Origin of the sequence: Leifsonia sp. NPDC058194 (genome assembly GCF_042883605.1) — a bacterium.
Taxonomy (GTDB): Bacteria; Actinomycetota; Actinomycetes; order Actinomycetales; family Microbacteriaceae; genus Leifsonia.
This window is the reverse complement of sequence record NZ_JBHVVL010000004.1, coordinates 304,842-326,785: the sequence shown is the minus strand read 5'-3', so window position 1 is coordinate 326,785 and position 21,944 is coordinate 304,842. Positions and strand designations below refer to the sequence as shown.

Sequence of the window (21,944 nt, the reverse complement as noted above, 5' to 3'; positions counted from 1 at the left end):
TTTATCCACCGTTAACCCGGCTCCGTCCCCGACGTCGCGGGCGAGTGCCAAGATGGGGGGATGGACGCCGATGACATCCTCCTCGACAGCGGGCTGACCGGAAGCCTGGGCAGCGACTTCGACGACGACTTCGCGCCTTTCATCTACGAGCCCGACCCCGATCTGCCCGACGACCGGTATCTCGACCGCGAGATCAGCTGGCTGGCGTTCAATCAGCGCGTGCTGGAGCTCGCGGAGGATCCGCTGCTCCCGGTCCTCGAGCGGGCGAACTTCCTCGCCATCTTCGCGAGCAACCTGGATGAGTTCTTCATGGTCCGCGTGGCCGGCCTCAAGCGGCGCATCGCGACCGGGCTCGCCGTGCCGACGAATGTCGGCCGCGCCCCGCAGGACGTCCTCGCCGACATCTCCCTCAAGGCCCACGAGCTGCAGGAGCGGCACGCCCGTGCCTATCGCGAGCTGGTCGAGCCGGACCTCGACGCCGCCGGCATCTCCGTCGTCCCGTGGGACCAGCTCGACGAAGCCGACCGGGCGCAGATGCGGGAGGTGTTCTCGCTGCAGATCTTCCCGGTCCTGATGCCGCTCGCCGTCGACCCGGCGCACCCGTTCCCCTACATCTCGGGGCTCTCGCTCAACCTCTCCGTGCGCGTGCGCAACTCCCGCACCGGCAAGGAGCAGTTCGCCCGCCTCAAGGTCCCGCAGATGCTTCCGCGCTTCGTGCGCATCGATCAGCGTGAGGGACTCGGCGAGGTGCGCTTCATCCCCCTCGAAGACCTCATCGCCAACCACCTCGGCGACCTGTTCCCGGGCATGGAGATCCTCGACCACCATGTGTTCCGCGTCACCCGCAACGAAGACGTCGAGGTCGACGAGGACGAGACCGAGAACCTGATCCAGGCGCTCGAACGCGAGCTGCTGCGCCGCCGGTTCGGCCCTCCCATCCGCCTCGAAGTCACCGACGACATGGACGACGTGACGCTCGGGCTGCTCGTGCGCGAGCTCGACGTCACCGAGCAGGAGGTCTACCGTCTGCCCGCGCCGCTCGACCTCGGCGGACTCTTCGACCTGGCCCGCATCGACCGGCCCGATCTGCACTACCCCAACCACGTCCCCACCACGGCAGCGCAGCTCATGCCGAGCGAGCCGAACGCCACGCCGAACGTGTTCGCGGCGGTGTCGCGCGGCGACATCCTGCTCCACCACCCCTACGAGTCCTTCGCGACGAGCGTCCAGGCGTTCCTCGAGCAGGCCGCCGCCGACCCGCACGTGCTCGCCATCAAGCAGACGCTCTACCGCACGTCGGGCGACAGCCCGATCGTCGAGGCCCTGATCGACGCCGCCGAGGCCGGCAAGCAGGTCCTCGCCCTCGTGGAGATCAAGGCGCGCTTCGACGAGCAGAACAACATCTCGTGGGCCCGCAAGCTCGAGAAGGCGGGTGTGCACGTCGTCTACGGCCTCGTCGGGCTCAAGACGCACTGCAAGCTCGCGCTCGTCATCCGCGAGGAGAAGGGCGTGCTCAAGCACTACAGCCACATCGGGACGGGCAACTACAACCCGAAGACGTCGCGCATCTACGAGGACCTCGGCCTGCTGACCGCCGACGACCAGGTCGGCAAAGACCTCACCCGTCTCTTCAATGAGCTCTCGGGCTACGCGATCGAGAAGAAGTTCAAGCGACTGCTCGTCGCGCCCCTCCACCTGCGCAAGGGCCTGCTGAAGCGCATCGACACCGAGCGCGCGAACGCGGCTGCGGGCAAGCCGTCGGGCATCCGGATCAAGCTCAACTCGATCGTCGACGAGGCGATCATCGACGCCCTCTACCGTGCGAGCCAGGCGGGTGTGCCGATCGACCTGTGGGTGCGCGGCATCTGCGGCCTCGTCCCCGGGCGCGAGGGGCTCTCCGAGAACATCCGCGTGCGGTCGGTGCTCGGCCGCTACCTCGAGCACTCCCGCGTGTTCTCCTTCGTGAACGACGGCGACCCCCAGGTCTACATCGGCAGCGCCGACATGATGCACCGCAACCTCGACCGGCGCGTCGAGGCGCTCGTGCGCCTGACCTCGCCCGATCACCTGACCGAGCTCGACGACCTCTTCGACCTCGCGTTCGACCCGCGGACCGCGGCCTGGGCGCTCGGTGAGGACGGCGATTGGACGCGCCACCACCTGGACGATGACGGCAAGCCGCTGATCGACCTGCAGAATAAACTCATGCAGCAGATCAGTCACCGGCCGCGGAGCCAGCGCACGGGAAGCAGGCGGTGAGTCAGGCCATCTACGCCGCCGGGGCCCTGTGCTGGCGGGTGGTGGACGACCGTATTGTCGTGCTCGTCGTGCATCGCACGAAGTACGGCGACGTCACCATCCCCAAGGGCAAGGTCGATCCGGGCGAGACGCTCCCCCAGACCGCGGTGCGCGAGATCCAGGAGGAGACCGGGCTCAAGATCGGACTCGGCCTCCCCCTCGGCGTCTCCACCTACCCCCTGAGCAGCGGGCGCGAGAAGATCGTGCACTACTGGGCGGCGGAGGTGTCCGCGCGCGCGATCGCGCAATCGACCTTCGTCCCGAACAACGAGATCGCCGCGGTCGAGTGGGTGACCATCAAGAAGGCGCGCGGCTATCTGACCTACGAGCGCGATGTCGAGATCCTCGACGCGTTCGACGGGTTCGTGCGCCAGGGCATCACGTCGACGTTCTCGCTCATCGCTCTGCGTCACGGCAAGGCGGAGCCGCGCGGAGGGTGGAACGGATCCGACGCCTCCCGCCCGCTGACCGACCGCGGCGTGAAGCAGGCGGCGGGCGACGTGCCGTCCCTGGTCGCCTGGCGGCCCAAGCGCATCGTGACGAGCGACGCGGTCCGCTGCGTCGCGACCGTCGCACCGCTCGCGGCCGCGACCGGGATCCAGCCGCACCGCACCCACGACATCAGCCAGGAGGCGTACGAGGAGGGCCGCGGCGACGTCCGCACGGTCGTCGGCAAACGCGTACGCGCCGGCAAGAACGCCGTGCTCTGCAGCCACGGGCCCGTCCTGCCCGAGATCCTCCGCGAGATCGCCCTCGCGACCGGCACGATGCCCGGCTCCTACCTCACCGACGCTGCCGACCTCGACACGGGCGGGTTCTCGGTGGTGCATCTCTCGGCATCGAATCCCGCATCCGGGATCATCTCCATCGAGACGTACGCACCCGCTGTGGCGTGACGGCACCCGCCCGGTGTCGCAGGTCCGTGAGAACGTGACGCGATGACTCCCGCCGATCCTGCCCCGCGCTCGCCCTGGCGGGACGCGGTCGCCCGCCTGTCGCGCCCGACCACCGAGGAGGCCGCGGGCGAGGCGACGACCGCCCTCCACTTCGAGGTGCGGCAGCTCGAACGGCGGCCGACGGATCGGTGGCAGCGACCGAGCTCCCGCACCGTCCCGGCCGAGCCGGGGTCGGGCGCCCCCGTCGTCCTGGCCGTGCGCCCGGCAGTGCTCGGCCCGTCGGGACGCTGGAAGACCTCCGGCATCAGCTGGGCCACCATCCAGCACCATGTGCACCGCCTGTCCCTCTCACGCCGCCAGATCCGCTGGTTCCACCAGGTGTCGGCACTGCAGCGCTCGACGCCCGTCCCTCTCGGCGACGACCCCGACCGCATCCTCCTCGACGACTACGAGAGCCCTCTGCTCTGGGAGCTGCTCGCTCAGGCCGGCGACGCCGGGGTGAGTCTGGTCACCGGCGCCGCGGACGGGTCGGTGCAGATCGGTCAGGTCGCCGAGGTGCTGCTCGACGCGAGCGCCGGCGACGACGGGCTCGAGCTGGAGACGGTCGTGCTGTTCGACGGCGAGCGACACCCTCCCGAGTCGGTGGGCCGCATCGGCGACCACGGCCTCTACGCGGTGCACTGGTCTCCGGCGCCGCGCATCCTGCTCGCGCCCAGTACTGCGCCGCTGACATCCGAGCAGCGGTCGGTGCTCGAGCACCCGCTTCCCCGCGTACCCGCGGCGGAGTCCGACGACTTCCTGCACGATGCCTACCCGTTGCTGCGCCAGGCGATCTCGATCGTGAGCGCGGACGACAGCGTCACCTTCCCGCGCATCGAACCGCCGGTCCTCGCACTCGTGGTCGAGCACCGTCCGAGCGAGTCGGTCGAGCTGCACTGGGAGTGGCTCTACCACGTCGGATCCGCTCGCACCCGGCGGCCGACCGACCTCGATCCCGCGCCCGGTCAGTACAGCGATCCGGAGGCCGAAGCACAGCGACTGGCCCTCATCGGCCGGAACCCGCTCCCCGGCTCCCTCGTCGCCGGGGTCCCACTGGCGCTGCGCGGCCTCGACGCGCTCGAGTTCGTGGAGGAGACGCTCCCCCGGCTGGCGGGCCGCGGCGATCTCCGCATCCGGGAGGTGGGTGAGCGCCCGGCGTTCCGGGCGATCACCGACGCCCCCGAGCTGACCATCACGGCGATGCCCAGCGCGGAGCCGGACTGGTTCGACCTGGGCGTGATCGTCCGCGTCGACGGCCGTGACATCCCGTTCACCCCGCTCTTCGCAGCGCTGAGCCGCGGCGCGAAGAAGCTGCTCCTCATCGACCGCACGTACCTTCCCCTCGACACACCGGTGTTCGACCGGTTGCGCGAGATCATCCAGGACGCCTCGACCTTCCCCGAATGGGAGACCGGCGTGCTGCGGCTCAACCGCCATCAGGCCGCGGTCTGGGAGGAGCTCGACGAGCTCGCCGACGACACCGAGCAGGACGACGCCTGGCGCGAGACGGTCGCGGGGCTGCTGGCCCTGGCCGACGGCGCGGACCCGCTCGGCGATGCGCCGCCTCCCGCGCCCGCCACGACCGCCACGTTGAGGCCGTACCAGGAGCACGGCCGGCGCTGGCTGCACTTCCTCTGGCGTCACGGGCTCGGCGGGATCCTCGCCGACGACATGGGGCTCGGCAAGACGGTGCAGACGCTCAGCCTCATCGCCGACGCGGTCGCCGCCGGCACCGAAGGCGAGCCCGCCCCGCCGTTCCTGGTCGTCGCGCCCGCCTCCGTCGTCTCGAACTGGGGCGCTGAGGCCGGTCGATTCACGCCCGGCCTGAAGGTCGTCACCCTCACCGCCGGTGTGCGGAGCACGTCGCGATTGCGGGAGGCGGTGGCGGACGCAGACCTGGTCGTCACCTCGTACGCCCTCTTCCGCCTCGACGCCGACCGGTACACGGAGCTGGCCTGGGCGGGCCTCGTGCTCGACGAGGCGCAGGTCGTGAAGAACCGGCAGTCCCTCGTGCACCGCTGCGCCCGCGACTTCCCCGTCCCGTTCAAACTCGCGATCACGGGGACGCCGCTCGAGAACGACCTCCTGGAGCTGTGGGCGCTCTTCGCGATCGTGGCGCCCGGACTGCTTCCGCCGGCGCACCGGTTCACCCAGCACTACGCCCAGCCGATCGCGGCGAGGGACGACGTCGCTGCCGCGCGGCTGGAGACGCTGCGGCGCCGCGTGCGCCCGCTCCTGCTCCGCCGCACCAAGGAGCAGGTCGCACCCGAGCTGCCCGCGCGGCAGGAGCAGGTGCTGACGGTCGAGCTCTCCCCCAGCCACCGCCGCGTCTACGACGCCTACCTGCAGCGCGAGCGCCAGAAGATCCTCGACCTGGTGGACGACCTCGACCGCCAGCGGTTCAACGTCCTCCGCTCGCTCACGCTGCTGCGGCGGCTGAGCCTCGACGCCTCCCTGATCGACGCCCCGGACGACCCGCACGGGGAGTTCGACGACATCCCGTCGGCCAAGCTGGACGCCCTGCTGGAGCAGCTCGCAGACGTCCTCGCCGAGGGCCACCGCGCGCTGGTGTTCAGCCAGTTCACCAGCTACCTCGCGAAAGCGGCCGAGCGGCTGACCGCGGCGGGCATCCCGTTCGCGATGCTCGACGGGGCCACGCGGCGCCGTGCGGAGGTCATCGACGGCTTCCGCGCAGGGTCCGCCCCGGTCTTCCTGATCAGCCTCCGCGCGGGTGGGTTCGGCCTGAACCTGACCGAGGCCGACTACGTGTTCCTGCTCGACCCGTGGTGGAATCCCGCGGTCGAGCAGCAGGCCATCGACCGCACGCACCGGATCGGCCAGACCTCGCCGGTGATGGTGTACCGGCTGGTCGCCGCCGACACCATCGAGGAGAAGGTGATGGCTCTGAAGGCCGAGAAGGCACGGCTGTTCGGGGCGGTGCTCGACGGCGAATCCGGATTCGACGCGGCGCTGACTGCGGAGGACATCCGCGGGCTCCTCGCCTGATCGGTCCCCGCAGCATCCAAGACAACACCCCTCGTTCACCTTCCGTTTACCGTTGCGGGGGACGCTGGTCAGACACCGGGAATAGCGTCTCACGCGGGTCGCACCGACCCCGTCCTGTTGTTACTGATCCCCGGAAGGGACAACTGTGAAACTGAAGCGTCTTGGCGCTCCTCTGGCCATCCTGGCCGCTGCCGCCATCTCTCTGACCGCGTGCGCGTCGAACGAGGGCAGCACCCCGTCGACCACGTCGGCCGCGCCTTCGAACCTCTCCGGCACGTTGAACGGCATCGGCTCGTCCGCTCAGGGCGCCGCACAGACCGTCTGGGCAGCCGGCTTCCAGGAGGCCAACCCCAAGGTCACCGTGAACTACGACCCGCAGGGCTCCGGCGCCGGACGCAAGTCCTTCATCTCGGGCGCTGCCGACTTCGCCGGCTCCGACGCCGCGCTCAAGACCGAGGAACTCGCCTCCGACTTCGCGGGCTGCGCCGCGGGCAGCAAGGGCATCGACCTCCCCGTCTACATCTCCCCGATCGCCATCGCGTACAACGTCGACGGCGTGAAGGACCTCAAGCTCGACGCCGCCACGATCGCCGGCATCTTCTCGGGCAAGATCACCACGTGGGACGACGCGAAGATCAAGGACCAGAACTCGGGCGCCACGCTCCCGTCTGCTCCGATCACCGTCGTGCACCGCTCCGACGACTCGGGCACCACCCAGAACTTCACCGAGTACCTCGCGGCGAACGCTGCCGACGTCTGGACGGCTCCCGCCTCCCAGACGTTCCCCTTCCAGGTCGGTGACGCCGCCAAGGGCACCTCGGGTGTCGCGGACGCCACGAAGAACGCCAAGAACTCGATCACGTACATCGACGAGTCGGGCTCGGCCGGTCTCTCCATCGCGCAGCTCAAGGTGGGCGACACCTACACCAAGCTGAGCGCCGACGGTGCTGCCGCGGTCGTCGCCGCCTCGCCGATCGCCGACAGCCGTGAGGCCAACGACCTCGCCATCGCGATCGACCGCAAGGCCGACAAGAAGGGCGACTGGCCGCTGGTCCTCGTCTCCTACATCATCGCCTGCCAGGAGTACAAGGACTCCGCCAAGGCCGACCTGGTGAAGGGCTACGTCGACTACATCGTCAGCGCGGACGCGCAGAAGGCCGCCGCCGAGCAGGCCGGCTCCGCTCCGCTCGCGACCGACCTCGCCGCCAAGGTGAGCAAGGCCGCCGCCACCATCAAGTAACACCCCGGCCGCTCGGCCCGGGCTGCAGCTGCAGCCCGGGCCGAGCGGTACGTCTCCCCTCACCCGCACCCACGGGAAACCCGATGAGAGAAAGCGACGAATGACCGCCGGAACCGCAGGAGCAATCAGGCCGAGGGCGAAGACCCGCCTCGGCGACCGCGTCTTCTCCACGAGCACCGTCGTCGCGGGATCGCTCATCCTCGCCACGCTCGCCGCCGTGGCCCTCTTCCTCATCATCCAGAGCATCCCGGCGCTCTTCGCCGGCGCCGGCGAGCTGCCCAACAACGCCTCGAACTTCTGGGCGTGGGTCTGGCCGCTCGTGTTCGGCACCATCTGGGCCGCCGTCATCGCGCTCCTCATCGCCACGCCCCTGTCGATCGGCATCGCCCTCTTCATCTCGCACTACGCGCCCCGCCGCGTTGCGCAGACGCTGGGCTACATCATCGACCTGCTCGCCGCGGTCCCCTCCGTCGTCTTCGGCCTCTGGGGCATCGCGACGCTGGCCTCCTTCGTCCAGCCGTTCTACGTCTGGCTGGGCGAGTACCTCGGCTGGATCCCGTTCTTCGCTCCGCCGGTCTCCGGTACGGGCCGCACCATCCTCACCGCCGCCCTCGTGCTCGCGGTCATGGTCATCCCGATCATGACGGCTATCTGCCGCGAGATCTTCCTCCAGACCCCGCGCCTGCACGAAGAGGCGGCGCTCGCCCTCGGTGCCACGAAGTGGGAGATGGTCCGCATGTCGGTCCTTCCCTTCGCACGCAGCGGGATCATCTCCGCGATCATGCTCGGCCTCGGCCGTGCGCTCGGCGAGACGCTGGCGATCGCGATGGTGCTCTCGCCCGCCCTCGTCGTCAAGTTCGCGGTCCTCCAGGCGCAGAGCCCCAACACGATCGCCGCGAACATCGCCCTCCAGTTCCCGGAGGCCACCGGCGTCGGCGTCAACGCGCTCGTCGCCTCGGGCCTCGTGCTCTTCGTCGTGACCCTCTTGATCAACATGCTCGCCCGCTACATCGTCAACCGCCGCAAGGCTTTCTCGGGAGCGAACTGATGGCCGCCACCACCGCCACCGCCGCGGGGCCGCGCCCGCTGGCGAACAGCTACACAGCCGGCAAGCTGCCCGGATGGAGTCCGTGGGCGATGCTCATCGGCTCCTGGGTCGTCTTCGTCGCGATCTTCGCGATCCTCGCGGCCAGCGGCGCCACCAAGGACTTCAACATCGTCGGGGCCGTGTTCTTCGGAACCGTGCTCTTCGACGTCGCGATCTACGTCACCTCGCTCCTCGTCGAGGGCAACCGCAAGGCGAAGGACCGCCTGGTCACCTCGCTCGTGGCCACGGCGTTCATCATCGCGCTGCTCCCGCTGATCTCGCTCGGCTGGACCGTCATCGCGCAGGGCCTCGCCCGCTTCGACATCCAGTTCTTCTCCGAGTCGATGCGCAACGTCATCGGCGCGGGCGGCGGTGCCCTGCACGCCATCATCGGCACGCTGCTCATCACGGCGATGGCCGCGGTCATCTCGGTGCCGATCGGCCTCCTGACCTCGATCTACCTGGTCGAGTACGGCCGCGGGATGCTGGCGCGCGGCATCACCTTCTTCGTCGACGTGATGACAGGCATCCCCTCGATCGTCGCCGGCCTGTTCGCCTACGCCCTCTTCGCCCTGATCTTCGGCCCGGCCGTGCGCAACGGCTTCATGGGCTCGATCGCCCTCTCGGTGCTGATGATCCCGGTGGTCGTGCGCTCGAGCGAGGAGATCCTCCGGATCGTCCCGAACGAGCTGCGCGAGGCCTCCCTCGCCCTCGGTGTGCCGAAGTGGCTCACCGTCCTGAAGGTGGTGCTGCCGACGTCGCTCGCCGGCCTGGTCACCGGCGTCATGCTCGCCATCGCCCGCGTGATCGGCGAGACGGCACCGCTGCTCATCGTCGCCGGCTTCACCACCAGCATGAACTACGACCTGTTCAGCGACCGGATGATGACCCTTCCGGTGTTCGTCTACACCCAGTACACCCAGGCCGCCGGACTGCACGCGCAGGACTCGATCGACCGGGCCTGGACGGGCGCCCTCGCGCTCATCATCATCGTGATGCTGCTGAACCTCGTCGGTCGCATCATCGCCAAGGTCTTCGCCCCCAAGTACGGCCGCTGATCCGGTTACCCGAGACAAGGAACATACACGTGTCCAAGCGCATCGAAGTCAACGACCTCAACGTCTTCTACGGCAAGTTCCACGCCGTCGAGGATGTCTCCCTCACCATCGAACCGCGGACGGTCACCGCCTTCATCGGCCCCTCCGGCTGCGGCAAGTCGACCTTCCTCCGCACGCTGAACCGCATGCACGAGGTGATCCCCGGCGCCTATGTCGAGGGCGACGTGCTCATCGACGGCAACAACCTCTACGGCGCGGGCGTCGACCCGGTGCTCGTGCGCCGCCAGGTGGGCATGGTCTTCCAGCGTCCCAACCCGTTCCCGACGATGAGCATCCGCGAGAACGTGCTGGCCGGCGTCAAGCTCAACAACCGCCGCATGTCGAAGAGCGAGTCCGACGACCTCGTCGAGAAGTCGCTGCAGGGTGCGAACCTCTGGAACGAGGTCAAGGACCGCCTGAACCTTCCGGGCTCCGGGCTCTCCGGCGGCCAGCAGCAGCGCCTGTGCATCGCCCGCGCGATCGCCGTCTCCCCCGACGTGCTGCTGATGGACGAGCCGTGCTCGGCGCTCGACCCGATCTCGACGCTCGCCATCGAGGACCTCATCGAGGAGCTGAAGAACGACTACACGATCGTCATCGTGACCCACAACATGCAGCAGGCCTCGCGCGTCTCTGACCGCACCGCCTTCTTCAACATCGCGGGAACCGGCAAGCCGGGCAAGCTCATCGAGTACAACGACACCAACCAGATCTTCTCCAACCCGAGCGTGCAGGCCACCGAGGACTACGTCTCGGGCCGGTTCGGTTGATCCGTCGCCCGGCCGGCTGACCGGCCGCCGCGCATGCGAGAAGTGCGCCGATTCGAGGGGAATCGGCGCACTTTTTCGTGTCTGCGGGAGGCCGCGGGAGACTGCTGGCGACGCTGGCGTCAGGAGGGGATGGCGACGATCGGGTCGGTCGTCGGCTTGGGCGAGCCGCCGCTGGGCTCGACCGTCACGCCGACCGTGTCGCCCGCCTTCATGGTGCCCGCGAGCACCTTCCACGTCGAACCGGCGCCGGATGCGTTCATCGTGCCAGCCGGAGTGGCCTGTCCGTCGCGGATGTACCAGAGCTCGTAGGTCTTGTCGTTCGGCAGGTTCGGGAGGTCGCTGGCGATCAGCGCGGATGTGCCGAGCTGCGCCGACCAGACGAGTGTCGCCGTCCCTCCCCCGGTCACGGCCGCCGTCGCCCGCTGTGCGTCGGGGGCCGCGTTGATGGAGGCGAGCGCGGACGCCTGCTGCTGCTGGGTCGAGTCGTGGCCGGCGAGCGCACCGCCGACGACGGCTCCGCCGAAGAAGAGCACGACCGCTGCCGCAGCCGACGCGGCGATGGTCGCCGGTCGCGCGAACCAGCGGCGCTGGGCCTTCCGCTCGGCGGACGTCACCGGCTCGGCCGCAGGGACGGCGGCGGGCGCGGTGGTCTCGACCGGCGCAGGGGTCGCTGCCGGTGCAGGCGTCTCGACCGCACGGGGGGCGGGAGGCAGCTGCGGGGTCGTCTGGATGGCCGCGAACAGTGCAGCCTTCAGCTCCGGCCGCGGTGCGACCGGTTCGGCGGCGAGTCCGAGCTGGGCGGCGACCTCTTCGAAGTCGCGGGCCTCCTGCTCGTCCTGGGCACCCAGTTCGGTGCCGAGGCGCGCGGGACCGCGTCGGGTCTCGTCGGTCATCGTGTCACCCCCAGTTCCTCTCGCAGCCGTATCATCGCATCGCGCAGCCGTGTCTTGGCTGTGCCCAGTGGAATGCCCAGCTCGGCCGCGACTTCGCTCTGGCTGAGGCCGCCGTAGTAGGCGAGCGCGATCGCCTGCCGCTGCGCTTCGCTCAGCGTCGCCATGGCCACCTCCACCCTTTCGTGCTCCACTCGGACCTCGACCGTCTCGGCCACTTGGTCGTATGCCGTGGGAAGATCTCGGATGCCCACAGCGGTGTCCCGGTCACGGGACGCCTGGGACGCCCGGATCCGGTCGATCGCGCGTCGGTGGGCCATCGTCATGATCCACGTCATCGCTCGACCCTTGTTCGGATCGAAACGCGAAGCGGATTGCCATGCCTCGAGAAAGACTTCCTGCGCGACCTCTTCGGACTGCGCGGAGTCGATGAGGACGCGGCGGATCAGGCCGAGGACGCGCGATGCGGTCTGGTCGTAGAAGGTGGAGAACGCCTGCTGGTCGCCCGTGGCGGTGCGGGCGAGGAGGGCGTCCAGATCCGGCGCCGCGGCGTCGTCCACGTCGTCTCCGCTCTTTCGGCTGCCCGGTCGGGGGGACAGTAGTGCCGGGCCGCAGAACGCCTCTCGGCGCGAGGCCGCTCGGAGCGGCAAGTTTTGGAGCCCGGGGTTACTGCGGCCCGGCTCCACCAATAGTACACAAGGCTCGGCGGAGCTCTACGGCGTGGCGTTCGCGGCCCGAGAACGGTGAGTTCGCTGAGTGGATGCTGTCAGTCGAGGGAGTCGGACCGCCAGAGACGCGCGCACGCCGTCAACTCCTCCGCCGTCGTCGTGAATCGCAGTGCCCGGGTCGTCAGCTCGGCGGCGCGTTCGGTGTCGAGCACCACGTCGCGGTCGTCGGCGACCGCAGCCGCACCGGCCGCGGTGACGCGGCAGAACGCGGCAGCCCGGTCCAGCGCTCCCGCGAAGTCGCCCTCGAACAGTCCGCGGAGGATGCGGTCGGCGAGCTCGGTGATCTCGGCCGGCCCCGCGGGCGTCGGCGCGCCGGCGACGACCGGGTCGATCGACGTCAGCACCTCGGTGCCCCGCTGGTAGAGCAGCGCCGTGCCCTCGGCATCCTGACGGATCAACAGCCGCAGCAGGTAGATGCGCCAGAGTGCACCGGGCAGGCTCTTCGGGTTGGAGCGCGACCAGAGTTCGGCGAGCGCGTCGATCCCGTTCGCGTCGGTATAGGCGATGAGCCGGTCGACGACCTCGGGGTCGGGATTCTCGCGCACCCGGGCGAGCAGCGCCCGCGCGGTCTCGTGTGCGACGCGACTGATCTGCGCCGGATCCTCGCCGCCCATGAACGCCTCGAACATCGCCCCGGGGACGGTGACCGGCTTGTGGTGTCGTTCAGCCATTACCCCATTCTCCCCCGCGCCCGGGCATGATCGGTGTGCCGCCCGGGCCGTCGTCCTCGACGACCTCGCGAGCACGGTAGATTAGTCAGCGATCGGGCCTGTAGCTCAGTTGGCAGAGCATCGGACTTTTAATCCGCGGGTCGTGGGTTCGAGCCCCACCGGGCCCACCATCGTTCCTCGACTTCGTGCCGCGGCCGCGCCGGAGCTAGCGGTAGTCGTCCCACAGCGGCGACGGGAAGAGCACGCGTTCGAACTTCGCCCACTCGTCGACCATGTCGATGCCGGGGCTGCGGAAGAACCGGATCTGGACGCCGTCCATCGCCTCGATGCTCAGCTCGACGAGGTCGCGCATGATCTCCCACCCGCCGAGCTGCGGGGGGATCCGCCAGGGCGTCTGCGAGTACAGCTGCCAGACGTGGTCCGGTCGCACGTCGAAGTAGTCGTGTGCGGGATGACCCGGTGAACTGGCCTCGGTGCCCAGCACCATGTAGAGGCGGATGAGCTCGGGATCCTTCGCGTTGTTCTCGACGAGGTAGCGCAGGTAGGCGGGGAACGACGGCCCGTGCGGCTCGCTGGAGCCCGGCGCGCCAGAGGCGAGGAACCCGTCCGGGTCGAACCGGCGGTCGTACCGCTGCTCGACGAGGAGGCGCAGCAGCCCCTCCTTGCTGCCGATGTAGTGCAGCAGGCCCGGCTGGGTGATGCCGACCTCGTCGGCGACGCCCTGGAGGGAGAGCCCGAAGTACCCGCGCGCTGCGACCTGACGGGCGGCGACCTCGAGGATGCTCGCCAGGCGCTCCTCGCGGGAGAGGCGGATCCGCTTGCGGGGCACCGCCTCGATCGTCGCGTCGTCGTCCATCCGCCCCACGGTACAGCACCCGGCGCGACCGGTTTTGCCGTTCGGGGAGGTTCCGGCTAGTCTCCGTACCTAGTGGTTACTAAGTAGTAGATAACTCGGGCTCGGGCGCCTGGCCGTCCGGCTCACCGGCGGCGTGAACGACCAAGGAAGGTTACAGATGGCATCGCCCGACATCGCAGTCACCCGGGAGGCCGAGACGGTCTCCGACCCGAACATCGCCCCCGACACCGGTGCACCGTTCAGCACGGCGCGCACCGTCCGCTTCGGAGCAGGATTCCTCGCCTTCGGCCTGCTCTGGATCGTCGGCCTCCAGATCGTCGCGGCCGTGCTCCTCCCCCAGCGCCTCAAGGACATCGGCGTCGCCTCGCCCGAGTCGCTGCTCGGCACCATCAGCGCGGTCACCGCCATCGTCTCGCTCGTCTCGAACCTGGTCTTCGGCACCCTCTCGGACCGCTCGCGCAGCCGGTTCGGACGCCGGGCGCCGTGGATCCTGGCAGGCGCGATCATCGCGGGCGTCACCCTGACGGCCATCGGCTTCGTCGCCGATCCGTTCACCATCACCGTCGTCTACTGCCTCTCGATGGTCGGCCTCAACATGATGCTCGCGCCGGCGGTCGCCGTCCTGGCCGACCGGGTGCCGCAGCGCCTCCGCGGCACGATGTCCGCCTTCTACGGCGGCGGCCTCGCTGCCGGCGCACCTCTCGGCAGCCTGATCGGCGCCGCCTTCCTCACCACCTCGGCACCGGGTTTCGTGCTGGGCGGGGCGTTGATGATCGCCGGCGGTATCGTCGCGCTGCTGGTCTGGCCGCGCGAGCGCTCGGCCCGCGACCTCCCCCCGGTCGCCGCAGGGATCGCAGACCTGCTCCGCTCGTTCCGTCCGCCGCGCAAGGCCCCCGACTTCTACCTCGCCTTCGCCGGCCGCCTGTTCATGCTCGTCAGCTACCAGATGGTCATGGCCTACCAGCTCTACATCGTCCAGGACCACATCGGCCTCGACGAGGGCCAGACGGCGGCGACGATCGCGACGATGTCCGTCATCCTGCTCGTCGTCTCCCTGATCGGCTCGGTCGTCTCCGGCCCGATCTCCGACCTGATCGGGCGGCGCAAGGTGCCGGTCGTCGCAGCGAGCATCCTCTTCGCGGTCGGTGTCGCGATGCCGTGGATCTGGCCGACGCCGATGGGCATGTTCCTCTACGCGGGCATCGCCGGCTTCGGCTACGGCGTCTACACCTCCGTCGATCAGGCCCTGAACGTCGACGTCCTGCCCAACGAGAAGGAGTTCGGCAAAGACCTCGGCATCCTCAACCTCTCGACGACCGCCGGACAGACGCTCGGCCCGCTGATCACCTCCGCGATCGTCGTCGCCACTGGCGGCTACTCGCTCGTCTTCCTCGTCTCGATCGTGGCCGCCGTGCTCGGCTCGGTCTTCATCCTGTTCATCAAGAAGGTGAAGTGACCATGAGCTGGAAAGTCTCCACCGCCGCATCGCGCTGGATCGACGGCGGTGCGACCGAGCCCGGCGCGAAGCACGACCGCGGGCTCGCACTGACGGGCGGGCGCGGCCAGCGCATCCACGGTTTCGGCGGCACGTTCAACGAACTGGGGCAGCTCGCCATCTCCGGCCTGCCCGAGGCGGAACAGGGGACGGTCTACCGTGAGCTGTTCCATCCCGACGAGCTCGACCTGCGGGTGAACCGCTCGGCGATCGGAGCCAACGACTTCGCCTCCTCCTGGTACAGCTACGACGAGACCCCGGGCGACTACGCGCTCGAGCACTTCTCGGTCGCGCGCGACGAGGAGGCGGTCATCCCGTACATCCGCCAGGCGCAGCGCTATCAGGACGACATGATCCTGCACAGCTCCCCCTGGAGCCCGCCGACCTGGATGAAGGACCCGCCCGCGTACAACAACGGCCGGATCGTCATGAAGCGGGAGAACCTCGACGCCTACGCGCAGTACTTCGTGCGCTTCGTCCAGGAGTACGCCGCACGGGGCATCCGGGTGGATCAGATCCACGTGCAGAACGAGGTCTTCGCCGACCAGAAGTTCCCGTCGTGCGTGTGGAGCGCCGAGCAGCTGCGCGTCTTCATCCGCGACCACCTCGGCCCGGCGGTCGAGGCGGCGGGGCTCACGACGCGCATCTTCCTCGGGACGCTCAACGGCCCGGAGGACATGGCGTTCACCGCCGCCGGCCAGACCCTGACGAACTACGCCCGGTTCGTCGACCACATCCTGTTCGACGACGAAGCACGCAAGCACATCGCCGGGATCGGGTACCAATGGGCCGGTCAGCACGCCATCGCGCGCACCCGCGAGGCCTGGCCGGAGCTGGAGATCATGCAGACCGAGTCGGAGTGCGGCTTCGGCTCCAACTCGTGGGACGACGCCGAGTACGTGTTCCACCTCGTCCGCCACTACCTGCAGCACGGCGCGACCGGCTACACCTACTGGAACATGGCACTGCGTCCGGGCGGTCTCAGCACCTGGGGCTGGCCGCAGAACTCGCTGTTCACGATCGACCCCGATGCGAGCACGGTCACGCGCAACCCGGAGTACTACGTGCTCAAGCACTACTCGGCGGTGGTACGGCGGGATGCCACCCGCCTGGATGTCACCGGACGGTTCAGCGCACAGGGGTCGGCGTACGAGAACACCGACGGCACGCTGGCGATCGTGGTCCAGAACGCCCTCGACCGGCCGGAACGGTTCAGTTTCAGCGACCCGGCCGGCCGCTACGACGCGTTCACGGCGACCCTGGAACCGCGCTCCTTGAACTCCTTCACCGTCGCACCGCGCTGAGGGAGGCCGCCGGCCCAGCGGGCCGAGGCATGGACGAACTCGTTTTGTTAAGGATAGGCTAACCATACTTAGGCTTACCTAAGTTCTTAGTCGGGCCGAACCCGGCCCTCCATCCCTAAGCGAGAGCTCACCATCCCCATGTCACGAACCACCCGTCTGTGGAGCGCCGCCGTCGCGGCACTCGGAATCGCAGCTGCCGGCGCACTCGCCGGCGCCACCGCCGCGACGGCCGCCTCGGCGGACCCCGGAACCTACACGCTCGAGACGACCGTCCCGGTCGGCACCACCACGCGCGACCTCGCGGTCGACGACCAGCGCGGTCGCGTCTACGTGCCCGTCTCGAGCGATCCCGGAGCCGTCACGTGGCTCGACAGCTCCACCCGCACCGCCGCCGCGGACGCATACCCGCTCGGCACGGCCAGCCCCGAGAACGTCGTGCTGAGCCGCGACGGATCGACCCTCTACGTCCTCCACTACGGCAACGGCACCCTCTCCGTCCTCGACGCTGCCAGCGGTGCCGTCACACGCACGATCACTGGACTCCCCGCCTACGCCGGCGGCCTGGTCCAGGACACCGACAGCGGCATGCTCTACGTCCTCGACGACGGTCTGACGCCCGTGGACCCGACGACGGGGACGGTCGGCGCCGAGATCCGGATCTCGACCCAGGCGTACCCACTCCTCAAAGACGCGGTGTACGACTCCACCAACCGGATGATCTGGATCGCAGAAGGGCGCGCGAAGGTCGTCACCGGCTTCAGCACCGTCTCCGGGCGCTGGATCGACACGCTCGGCATCCCGATCAGCTCCTTCGCCTACGACGGCAGCCCGCTCGGCGGCCGGCCGGCCCTGCTCGCCGTCGACGAGCAGCTCTCCACCCTCTACGTCGTGGTCCAGTCGACGCTCACGGACAGCTGGGACGAGGACCGCGTCGTGGCGATCGACACGAAGACCACGAAGCGTCTCGGCTCCCCCATCGTCGTCGGCGAGACGGCACGCTCGGTCGAGGTCAACCCGGTCACGCACGAGGTCTACACGCTGAACGGCTTCTCGAACACCCTCTCCGTGATCAGCCCCGACACCTGGCAGGTGTCGCACACCCTCGACTTCACCGCGCTCGGCGTCACCTCCGGCACCGGCACCGCGAACGCGAACGTCTGGGCACTGGGTGTGAGCGGCGACGGCACGACGCTGTACGCGACCCACCCCTACGGCCAGGCGCGCATGAGTGTGATCTCCCGCACCGGCGCCGCGCCCGCCGTGACCGCGCAGCCGGTCACGCCCGGCCAGGACGACACGACCCCTCCGGAGACGCCGGCCAACGACCCGTGGGCGGGGCCGGCCACAAGCAGTGCCACAGCCGCTCCCTCCAGAGCGACGGCGATCGACTCCGCCCGCTTCGCCTGGTCGTTCAACGAGTATGCCAAGGCCTGGACCCGTGAGGGCCTCGGCGGCGTGAGCCTCGACGGCGACGACTTCACGTTCACCGGCGGCACGGGCTGGACGGATCCCGCGACGGGTGCGGCATCCGTCGCGTGGGGCGACGGCTTCCGCTTCCGCCACTATGCGGCGCTCGCACCCGAGGTCGTCTCGACGCTCGGCAACCCCGTCCTCACGGTGGCGCCCGACGGCACCGGGACGTTGACGATGGATGTCGCCTGGTCGGTCTCGGCGGACACCGCAAGCGACGGATACCGCCGTCTGACGGTCGCGACCTTCTCGGGCGTCTCCGTGGCCCGCAGCGGCGGCGACGTCACCCTCACCGTGGCGCCGGACTACGCCGGCCGCTCATACGGCGCCGGTACCGCGTCCTTCCCGGCCGAGTTCATCGACTGGTTCGACCCGTCGATGCGCTCGTGGTGGTACTCGACCGGTGCGAGCATGGACGCGAAGAAGGCGCCCTCCCCCTTCACCGTCGCGTTCCGCTCCGCGGCGATCGGCCAGCCAGGGACCGGCGGCGACGGCGGCAGCGCTCCGGGATCCGGCGACCCGGCGACCGGTGGCGACGACGCGGGCGACGGCACGGCGGCCGCATCCGCCGGAGCCTCGACGGTCTCCGCGGGCTCGCTCGCCAGCACGGGCTCGAGCGTCGCCCTGCCGCTGACCGGCGCGGGCGTCCTGCTCCTCGGCGGCCTCACCGCTGCGACGATCGGGGCCGTGCGCCGTCGGTCGCGGGCCGCCGCGGTCAACTCTCGATGACCTCCACGCCCCAGGGCTCGACGGTCACGGTGTCGCCCGCGACGACGGACGCACCGCGCAGCACGAGGTCGCCCGACACGGGCGCGTCGATGATCACCTCGGCATCCGTGTAGTTGAGGAGGTAGACCACGGGGCGGCCACGACCGTTGGTGCCGCGGCGAACGGTGATCGTTCCGGCGAGCTCCTGCGGCCACGACCAGAGCCCGGCCCGGCGCACGGCATCGGCGAGGAGGGCGCGCACCGCCTCGGACCCGACCCTCGTGGCCAGATAGGTCGCCTCGCCGTCGCCGAAGGCGTTGCGCGTGACCGCCGCATACCCGGACCACGCCCGGTGGTCGTACGCCGCCAGTACCTCCGCGCCGAGCGGTCGCAGCAGCTCGAGGACGGCCTCGGCCGGGGAGTCCGGGATGTCGTCGGCGGCGAAGGCGACCCGGGCGCCGTCGGGGGTGGAGAACTGGTTGTAGGTGACCCCGAACACCTCGGTCAGCAGGTGCGGCGCCCGGTCGTGCCACACCTCGAGGTTCTCGTCGGCGACCGCGGTGCGGAACGTGGAGAAGAGCCGGCCGCCCCCGGCCACGTACGCGCGCAGACGGCCGAGAGTCGACTCCGGAGCACTGTAGAGGGCGGGGGCGACGATGAGTGCGTACCGGTCGAGGTCCTCGCTCTCGGCGTGGACGAAGTCCACCTCGACGTTGAGCGCGAACAGCGCGTCGTACACCCAGCGCAGCACGTCGTTGTACCCGATGGAGGGCCGGAAGACGCCGTCGATGAACCCGGTCTCGAGGGCGAACCACTTCAGCGCGGTGAGGGCCTCGTTCGAGACCATGATCGCGACCCGGTTCCGCTTGCGCAGGTGCAGCAGGGAGGCGCCGTGCTCGGCCCACTCGCGGCCGACCGTCCCCGACTCCTCGTAGGTCGGATTCGGCTCCAGGTCGTGCGAGAGCAGGCCCTTCCAGTAGGTCTCGAAGGAGTGGTGGATGGAATGCCAGTGCCAGTACATGACGCCGTCGGCGCCGCTGGCGAGATGGCTGTAGGCCTGCAGCCGCAACTGACCGGGGTACGGCAGCCAGCCCAGCTGACCCTGCGCCTGCGTCTCGAGCACGAGGTAGTTCGCCCCGCCCTTCACCGAGCGCATCATGTCGCCGCCGAAGGCGATCTCGGTGCCGGTCAGCTTCGACTGGGTGGGGTGGTAGATGTCGACGCCGGCGATGTCGACGGTCGTCGCCGCCGAGAAGTGGTCGACCGAGGGCTGCATGCCGTACGACCATCCCGGGCCCCAGTCGAAGTCGAAGTTCTGGGTGACGAACTGGTCGGTGCGGGCGTATTCGCGCACGATCCCCGCCTGCCAGCCGAGGAACTCCTCGACCAGCGACCGCCGGTAGCCGTCGAACGCCGACCCCAGCGATCCGTTGATGGTGGCGCGCACATCCGGGAAGTCCTCCCAGGCGTCGATGCGGTTGGACCAGTAGTCGAGCCCGAACGCCCGGTTGAGGGCGTCGAGGTCGTCTCCGAAGCGCGCCCGCAGGTGCTTGACGAATCCGCGCTGGACAGCGGGCGAAACGGTCTCGTGGTACTTGGTCTCGTTGTCGATCTGGAAGCCGATGACCGCGGGCCGGCCGGCCGTGTGCTCCAGGAGCCGGCGGATGACGCGCTCGGCGTAGAAGCGGTAGGCGGGATTGGCGATGTCCATGATCTGTCGTGCGCCGTAGTGCCCCGGACCGCTGCGCGTCTCCGCGAGCACGTCGGGGTGCGACTGCACGAGCCACGACGGCACCGCGTAGGTGGGGGTGCCGATGATCACGTCGATCCCCGCCGCCTCCATCGCGTCGAGCGCGCGATCGACGTGGCGGAAGTCGAAGACCCCCGGTTGCGGCTCCAGCGTGCTCCACGTGGATTCCGCGATGCGGACGACCGTGTGCCCGGCCGCCGTCATCATCGCGACGTCCTCATCGATCCGGTCCACCGGCATGTACTCGTCGTAATACGCGGATCCGTACAGCAGCTTGTCCACGGGCCACCCCTTCGTCGTCGGTGACCCCAGCTTACCTAATGGTTACTAGATAGTGGTCCGGCCGCCTACGCGACACCCGTCACGCGCCCGCGCTCGATCAGGTAGCCGACCGCGACCGCCCCGGCGATGCAGAGCATGAGAGGGGCGAGGATCTGGAGGCCCTGGTTGGTGAACTCCAGCACCAGGACCAGCGCGGTGAAAGGCGCCCGCATCGTGACGGCGAGGAAGGCCGCGGCGCCGATGAGGGCGAATCCTGCCAGCGGAGCGCCCGGCCAGACGACGTCCCAGAGGGCGCCGACAGCCAGTCCCAGCCCGGCACCGATGGCGAGCGACGGGGTGAGGGTCCCGCCGGCCGCTCCCGCGCCGATCGTGCCGACGGTCGACGCCGTCTTGACCAACGTGATCGCGAAGATCAGCAGCACCGGCAGGGCCGCGGTGAACGCGAGCTGGCCGAGCGAGCGGCCGTTGCCCAGAATCGCCGGCAGCCAGAGCGACACCACCCCGACGGCGGCGAACACGACGGGCATCACGATCAGGATGCCCCACGACCTCGGCCGGTGCCGCTGAGCGAACCCCACGAGCTTCACGAACCCGACGGCGGCCACACCCAGCACCGGGCCCGCCAGCACCGACCACAGCACGATCGTCGGCGTGAGCGGCACCTGCTCGACCGCGTACAGCGGGTTGGCCGGCACGACGACCCGGGCGACCAGGGCGGCGATGGCCGAGGTCGCGAGCGCGGGGAGCACGGTCGCGAAGCTCACCTCGGCGAGCAGGATCTCGACGGCGAAGACGGCACCGCCGAGGGGCACGTTGTACACCGCTGCGAGACCGGCGCCGGCGCCGCAGGCGACCAGGATCCGACGTTCGCGCGCGGTGACCCCCGCCCGATCGGAGAGCCAGCCGGCCCAGAGCGCCGCGACCTCCCGCGGCGCGACCTCGCGGCCGATCGAGGCGCCGAGCCCGACGATCACGATCTGCAGACCCGCGTTCACGAGAGTCACCACTCCGGGCATCCGCCGGCCTCCGACGGAGGCCTCCACCGACACCACGGCGTGATCGGGGCGCCGCCGCCCCCACAGCCGCAGCAGCCACCAGCCGACGCCGCCGATGACTCCGGCGACGACGAGCGCGACGACCCTGCTGACCGGCGGAGCCTCCAGCAGGCCCTCGAGGAAGGAGCCCTCCGAATAGCCGAACGCCAGGTGCTGGATCGCATGCAGGGCGAGATAGACGAGCGCGCCGCCGATGCCGCCGCCGATGCCGACGAGGGCGGTGACGACGATGAGGCGGATCACCCAGGACGGGGCGCCGGGACGGCTCGCGGCTCGGGCGTAAGGCACGCCCCCAGCGTAAC

16 protein-coding genes and 1 tRNA gene are annotated in these 21,944 nt (G+C 69.7%); 11 read left to right on the top strand and 6 right to left on the bottom strand.

The features are described from left to right. Positions 1-60 precede the first annotated feature (60 nt). The 7 genes from ACFVU2_RS16455 (at position 61) to pstB (ending at position 10,433) form a co-directional block, all read left to right on the top strand. Positions 61-2,259 carry an RNA degradosome polyphosphate kinase gene (locus ACFVU2_RS16455; RefSeq protein WP_387876432.1) on the top strand — a complete coding sequence of 733 codons (2,199 nt, stop codon included), beginning with the start codon at positions 61-63 and terminating at the stop codon, positions 2,257-2,259. Then, on the top strand, positions 2,256-3,194 hold the full coding sequence (locus ACFVU2_RS16450) for an NUDIX domain-containing protein (RefSeq protein WP_387876429.1): 939 nt from the start codon (positions 2,256-2,258) through the stop codon (positions 3,192-3,194). Before ACFVU2_RS16455 ends, ACFVU2_RS16450 begins: the two co-directional genes overlap by 4 nt. Before the next feature lie 1,239 nt (positions 3,195-4,433). After that, entirely contained in the window at positions 4,434-6,239 is a 1,806-nt protein-coding gene (locus tag ACFVU2_RS16445; protein WP_387876842.1) for a DEAD/DEAH box helicase, read from the top strand. A 145-nt stretch (positions 6,240-6,384) separates the two neighbouring features. Then, positions 6,385-7,479, top strand: a complete 1,095-nt coding sequence (pstS, locus tag ACFVU2_RS16440; RefSeq protein ID WP_387876426.1) for a phosphate ABC transporter substrate-binding protein PstS — start codon at positions 6,385-6,387, stop codon at positions 7,477-7,479. Positions 7,480-7,579: 100 nt separating this feature from the next. Beyond that, positions 7,580-8,527, top strand: a complete 948-nt coding sequence (pstC, locus tag ACFVU2_RS16435; protein ID WP_387876423.1) for a phosphate ABC transporter permease subunit PstC — start codon at positions 7,580-7,582, stop codon at positions 8,525-8,527. Beyond that, complete coding sequence (gene pstA / locus ACFVU2_RS16430; protein WP_387876421.1) at positions 8,527-9,624, top strand: phosphate ABC transporter permease PstA; 1,098 nt, start codon at positions 8,527-8,529, stop codon at positions 9,622-9,624. Before pstC ends, pstA begins: the two co-directional genes overlap by 1 nt. 29 nt (positions 9,625-9,653) lie before the next feature. Further along, positions 9,654-10,433: a phosphate ABC transporter ATP-binding protein PstB gene (pstB, locus tag ACFVU2_RS16425; protein WP_387876418.1), complete on the top strand. Its 780-nt coding sequence runs from the start codon at positions 9,654-9,656 to the stop codon at positions 10,431-10,433. 119 nt (positions 10,434-10,552) lie between these two features. Here pstB and ACFVU2_RS16420 read toward each other — a convergent pair whose 3' ends face one another. The 3 genes from ACFVU2_RS16420 to ACFVU2_RS16410 form a co-directional block, all read right to left on the bottom strand. Continuing rightward, positions 10,553-11,326, bottom strand: a complete 774-nt coding sequence (locus ACFVU2_RS16420) for an anti-sigma factor domain-containing protein (protein WP_387876416.1) — start codon at positions 11,324-11,326, stop codon at positions 10,553-10,555. Beyond that, positions 11,323-11,883 (bottom strand): ECF RNA polymerase sigma factor SigK, encoded by a 561-nt coding sequence (sigK, locus tag ACFVU2_RS16415; RefSeq protein ID WP_387876414.1) that lies wholly within the window; start codon positions 11,881-11,883, stop codon positions 11,323-11,325. Before sigK ends, ACFVU2_RS16420 begins: the two co-directional genes overlap by 4 nt. A gap of 206 nt (positions 11,884-12,089) precedes the next feature. Further along, on the bottom strand, positions 12,090-12,722 hold the full coding sequence (locus ACFVU2_RS16410) for a DNA-directed RNA polymerase subunit beta (RefSeq protein ID WP_387876412.1): 633 nt from the start codon (positions 12,720-12,722) through the stop codon (positions 12,090-12,092). A gap of 94 nt (positions 12,723-12,816) precedes the next feature. Here ACFVU2_RS16410 and ACFVU2_RS16405 point away from each other — a divergent pair. Then, a tRNA-Lys gene (locus tag ACFVU2_RS16405) sits at positions 12,817-12,892 on the top strand. 35 nt (positions 12,893-12,927) lie between these two features. Here the strand turns inward: ACFVU2_RS16405 and ACFVU2_RS16400 are convergent. Next, positions 12,928-13,578, bottom strand: coding sequence for a TetR/AcrR family transcriptional regulator (locus ACFVU2_RS16400; protein WP_387876410.1), 651 nt, complete (start codon positions 13,576-13,578; stop codon positions 12,928-12,930). Between the two features lie 157 nt (positions 13,579-13,735). Here ACFVU2_RS16400 and ACFVU2_RS16395 point away from each other — a divergent pair, with 157 nt between their 5' ends. The 3 genes from ACFVU2_RS16395 (at position 13,736) to ACFVU2_RS16385 (ending at position 18,576) form a co-directional block, all read left to right on the top strand. After that, positions 13,736-15,034: an MFS transporter gene (locus ACFVU2_RS16395; RefSeq protein ID WP_387876408.1), complete on the top strand. Its 1,299-nt coding sequence runs from the start codon at positions 13,736-13,738 to the stop codon at positions 15,032-15,034. Between the two features lie 2 nt (positions 15,035-15,036). Next, a complete protein-coding gene (locus ACFVU2_RS16390) occupies positions 15,037-16,377 on the top strand; it encodes a glycoside hydrolase family 30 beta sandwich domain-containing protein (RefSeq protein ID WP_387876405.1) in 1,341 nt (446 codons plus the stop codon). Between the two features lie 138 nt (positions 16,378-16,515). After that, positions 16,516-18,576, top strand: coding sequence for an HtaA domain-containing protein (locus ACFVU2_RS16385; protein WP_387876403.1), 2,061 nt, complete (start codon positions 16,516-16,518; stop codon positions 18,574-18,576). Here ACFVU2_RS16385 and ACFVU2_RS16380 read toward each other — a convergent pair. Beyond that, a complete protein-coding gene (locus ACFVU2_RS16380) occupies positions 18,563-20,587 on the bottom strand; it encodes a beta-galactosidase (RefSeq protein ID WP_387876400.1) in 2,025 nt (674 codons plus the stop codon). The genes ACFVU2_RS16385 and ACFVU2_RS16380 overlap by 14 nt on opposite strands. 65 nt (positions 20,588-20,652) lie before the next feature. Continuing rightward, positions 20,653-21,930 (bottom strand): chloride channel protein, encoded by a 1,278-nt coding sequence (locus ACFVU2_RS16375; RefSeq protein WP_387876397.1) that lies wholly within the window; start codon positions 21,928-21,930, stop codon positions 20,653-20,655. Positions 21,931-21,944: the final 14 nt, after the last annotated feature.

What these genes read in the sequence shown, in the direction of transcription:
- ACFVU2_RS16455 (WP_387876432.1), top strand. Translation starts at nt 61, where the DNA reads ATGGACGCCGATGACATCCTCCTCGACAGCGGGCTGACCGGAAGCCTG.
- ACFVU2_RS16445 (WP_387876842.1), top strand. Translation starts at nt 4,434, where the DNA reads ATGCCCAGCGCGGAGCCGGACTGGTTCGACCTGGGCGTGATCGTCCGC.
- pstC (WP_387876423.1), top strand. Translation starts at nt 7,580, where the DNA reads ATGACCGCCGGAACCGCAGGAGCAATCAGGCCGAGGGCGAAGACCCGC.
- pstA (WP_387876421.1), top strand. Translation starts at nt 8,527, where the DNA reads ATGGCCGCCACCACCGCCACCGCCGCGGGGCCGCGCCCGCTGGCGAAC.
- ACFVU2_RS16420 (WP_387876416.1), bottom strand. Translation starts at nt 11,326, where the DNA reads ATGACCGACGAGACCCGACGCGGTCCCGCGCGCCTCGGCACCGAACTG.
- ACFVU2_RS16410 (WP_387876412.1), bottom strand. Translation starts at nt 12,722, where the DNA reads ATGGCTGAACGACACCACAAGCCGGTCACCGTCCCCGGGGCGATGTTC.
- ACFVU2_RS16400 (WP_387876410.1), bottom strand. Translation starts at nt 13,578, where the DNA reads ATGGACGACGACGCGACGATCGAGGCGGTGCCCCGCAAGCGGATCCGC.
- ACFVU2_RS16395 (WP_387876408.1), top strand. Translation starts at nt 13,736, where the DNA reads ATGGCATCGCCCGACATCGCAGTCACCCGGGAGGCCGAGACGGTCTCC.
- ACFVU2_RS16390 (WP_387876405.1), top strand. Translation starts at nt 15,037, where the DNA reads ATGAGCTGGAAAGTCTCCACCGCCGCATCGCGCTGGATCGACGGCGGT.
- ACFVU2_RS16385 (WP_387876403.1), top strand. Translation starts at nt 16,516, where the DNA reads ATGTCACGAACCACCCGTCTGTGGAGCGCCGCCGTCGCGGCACTCGGA.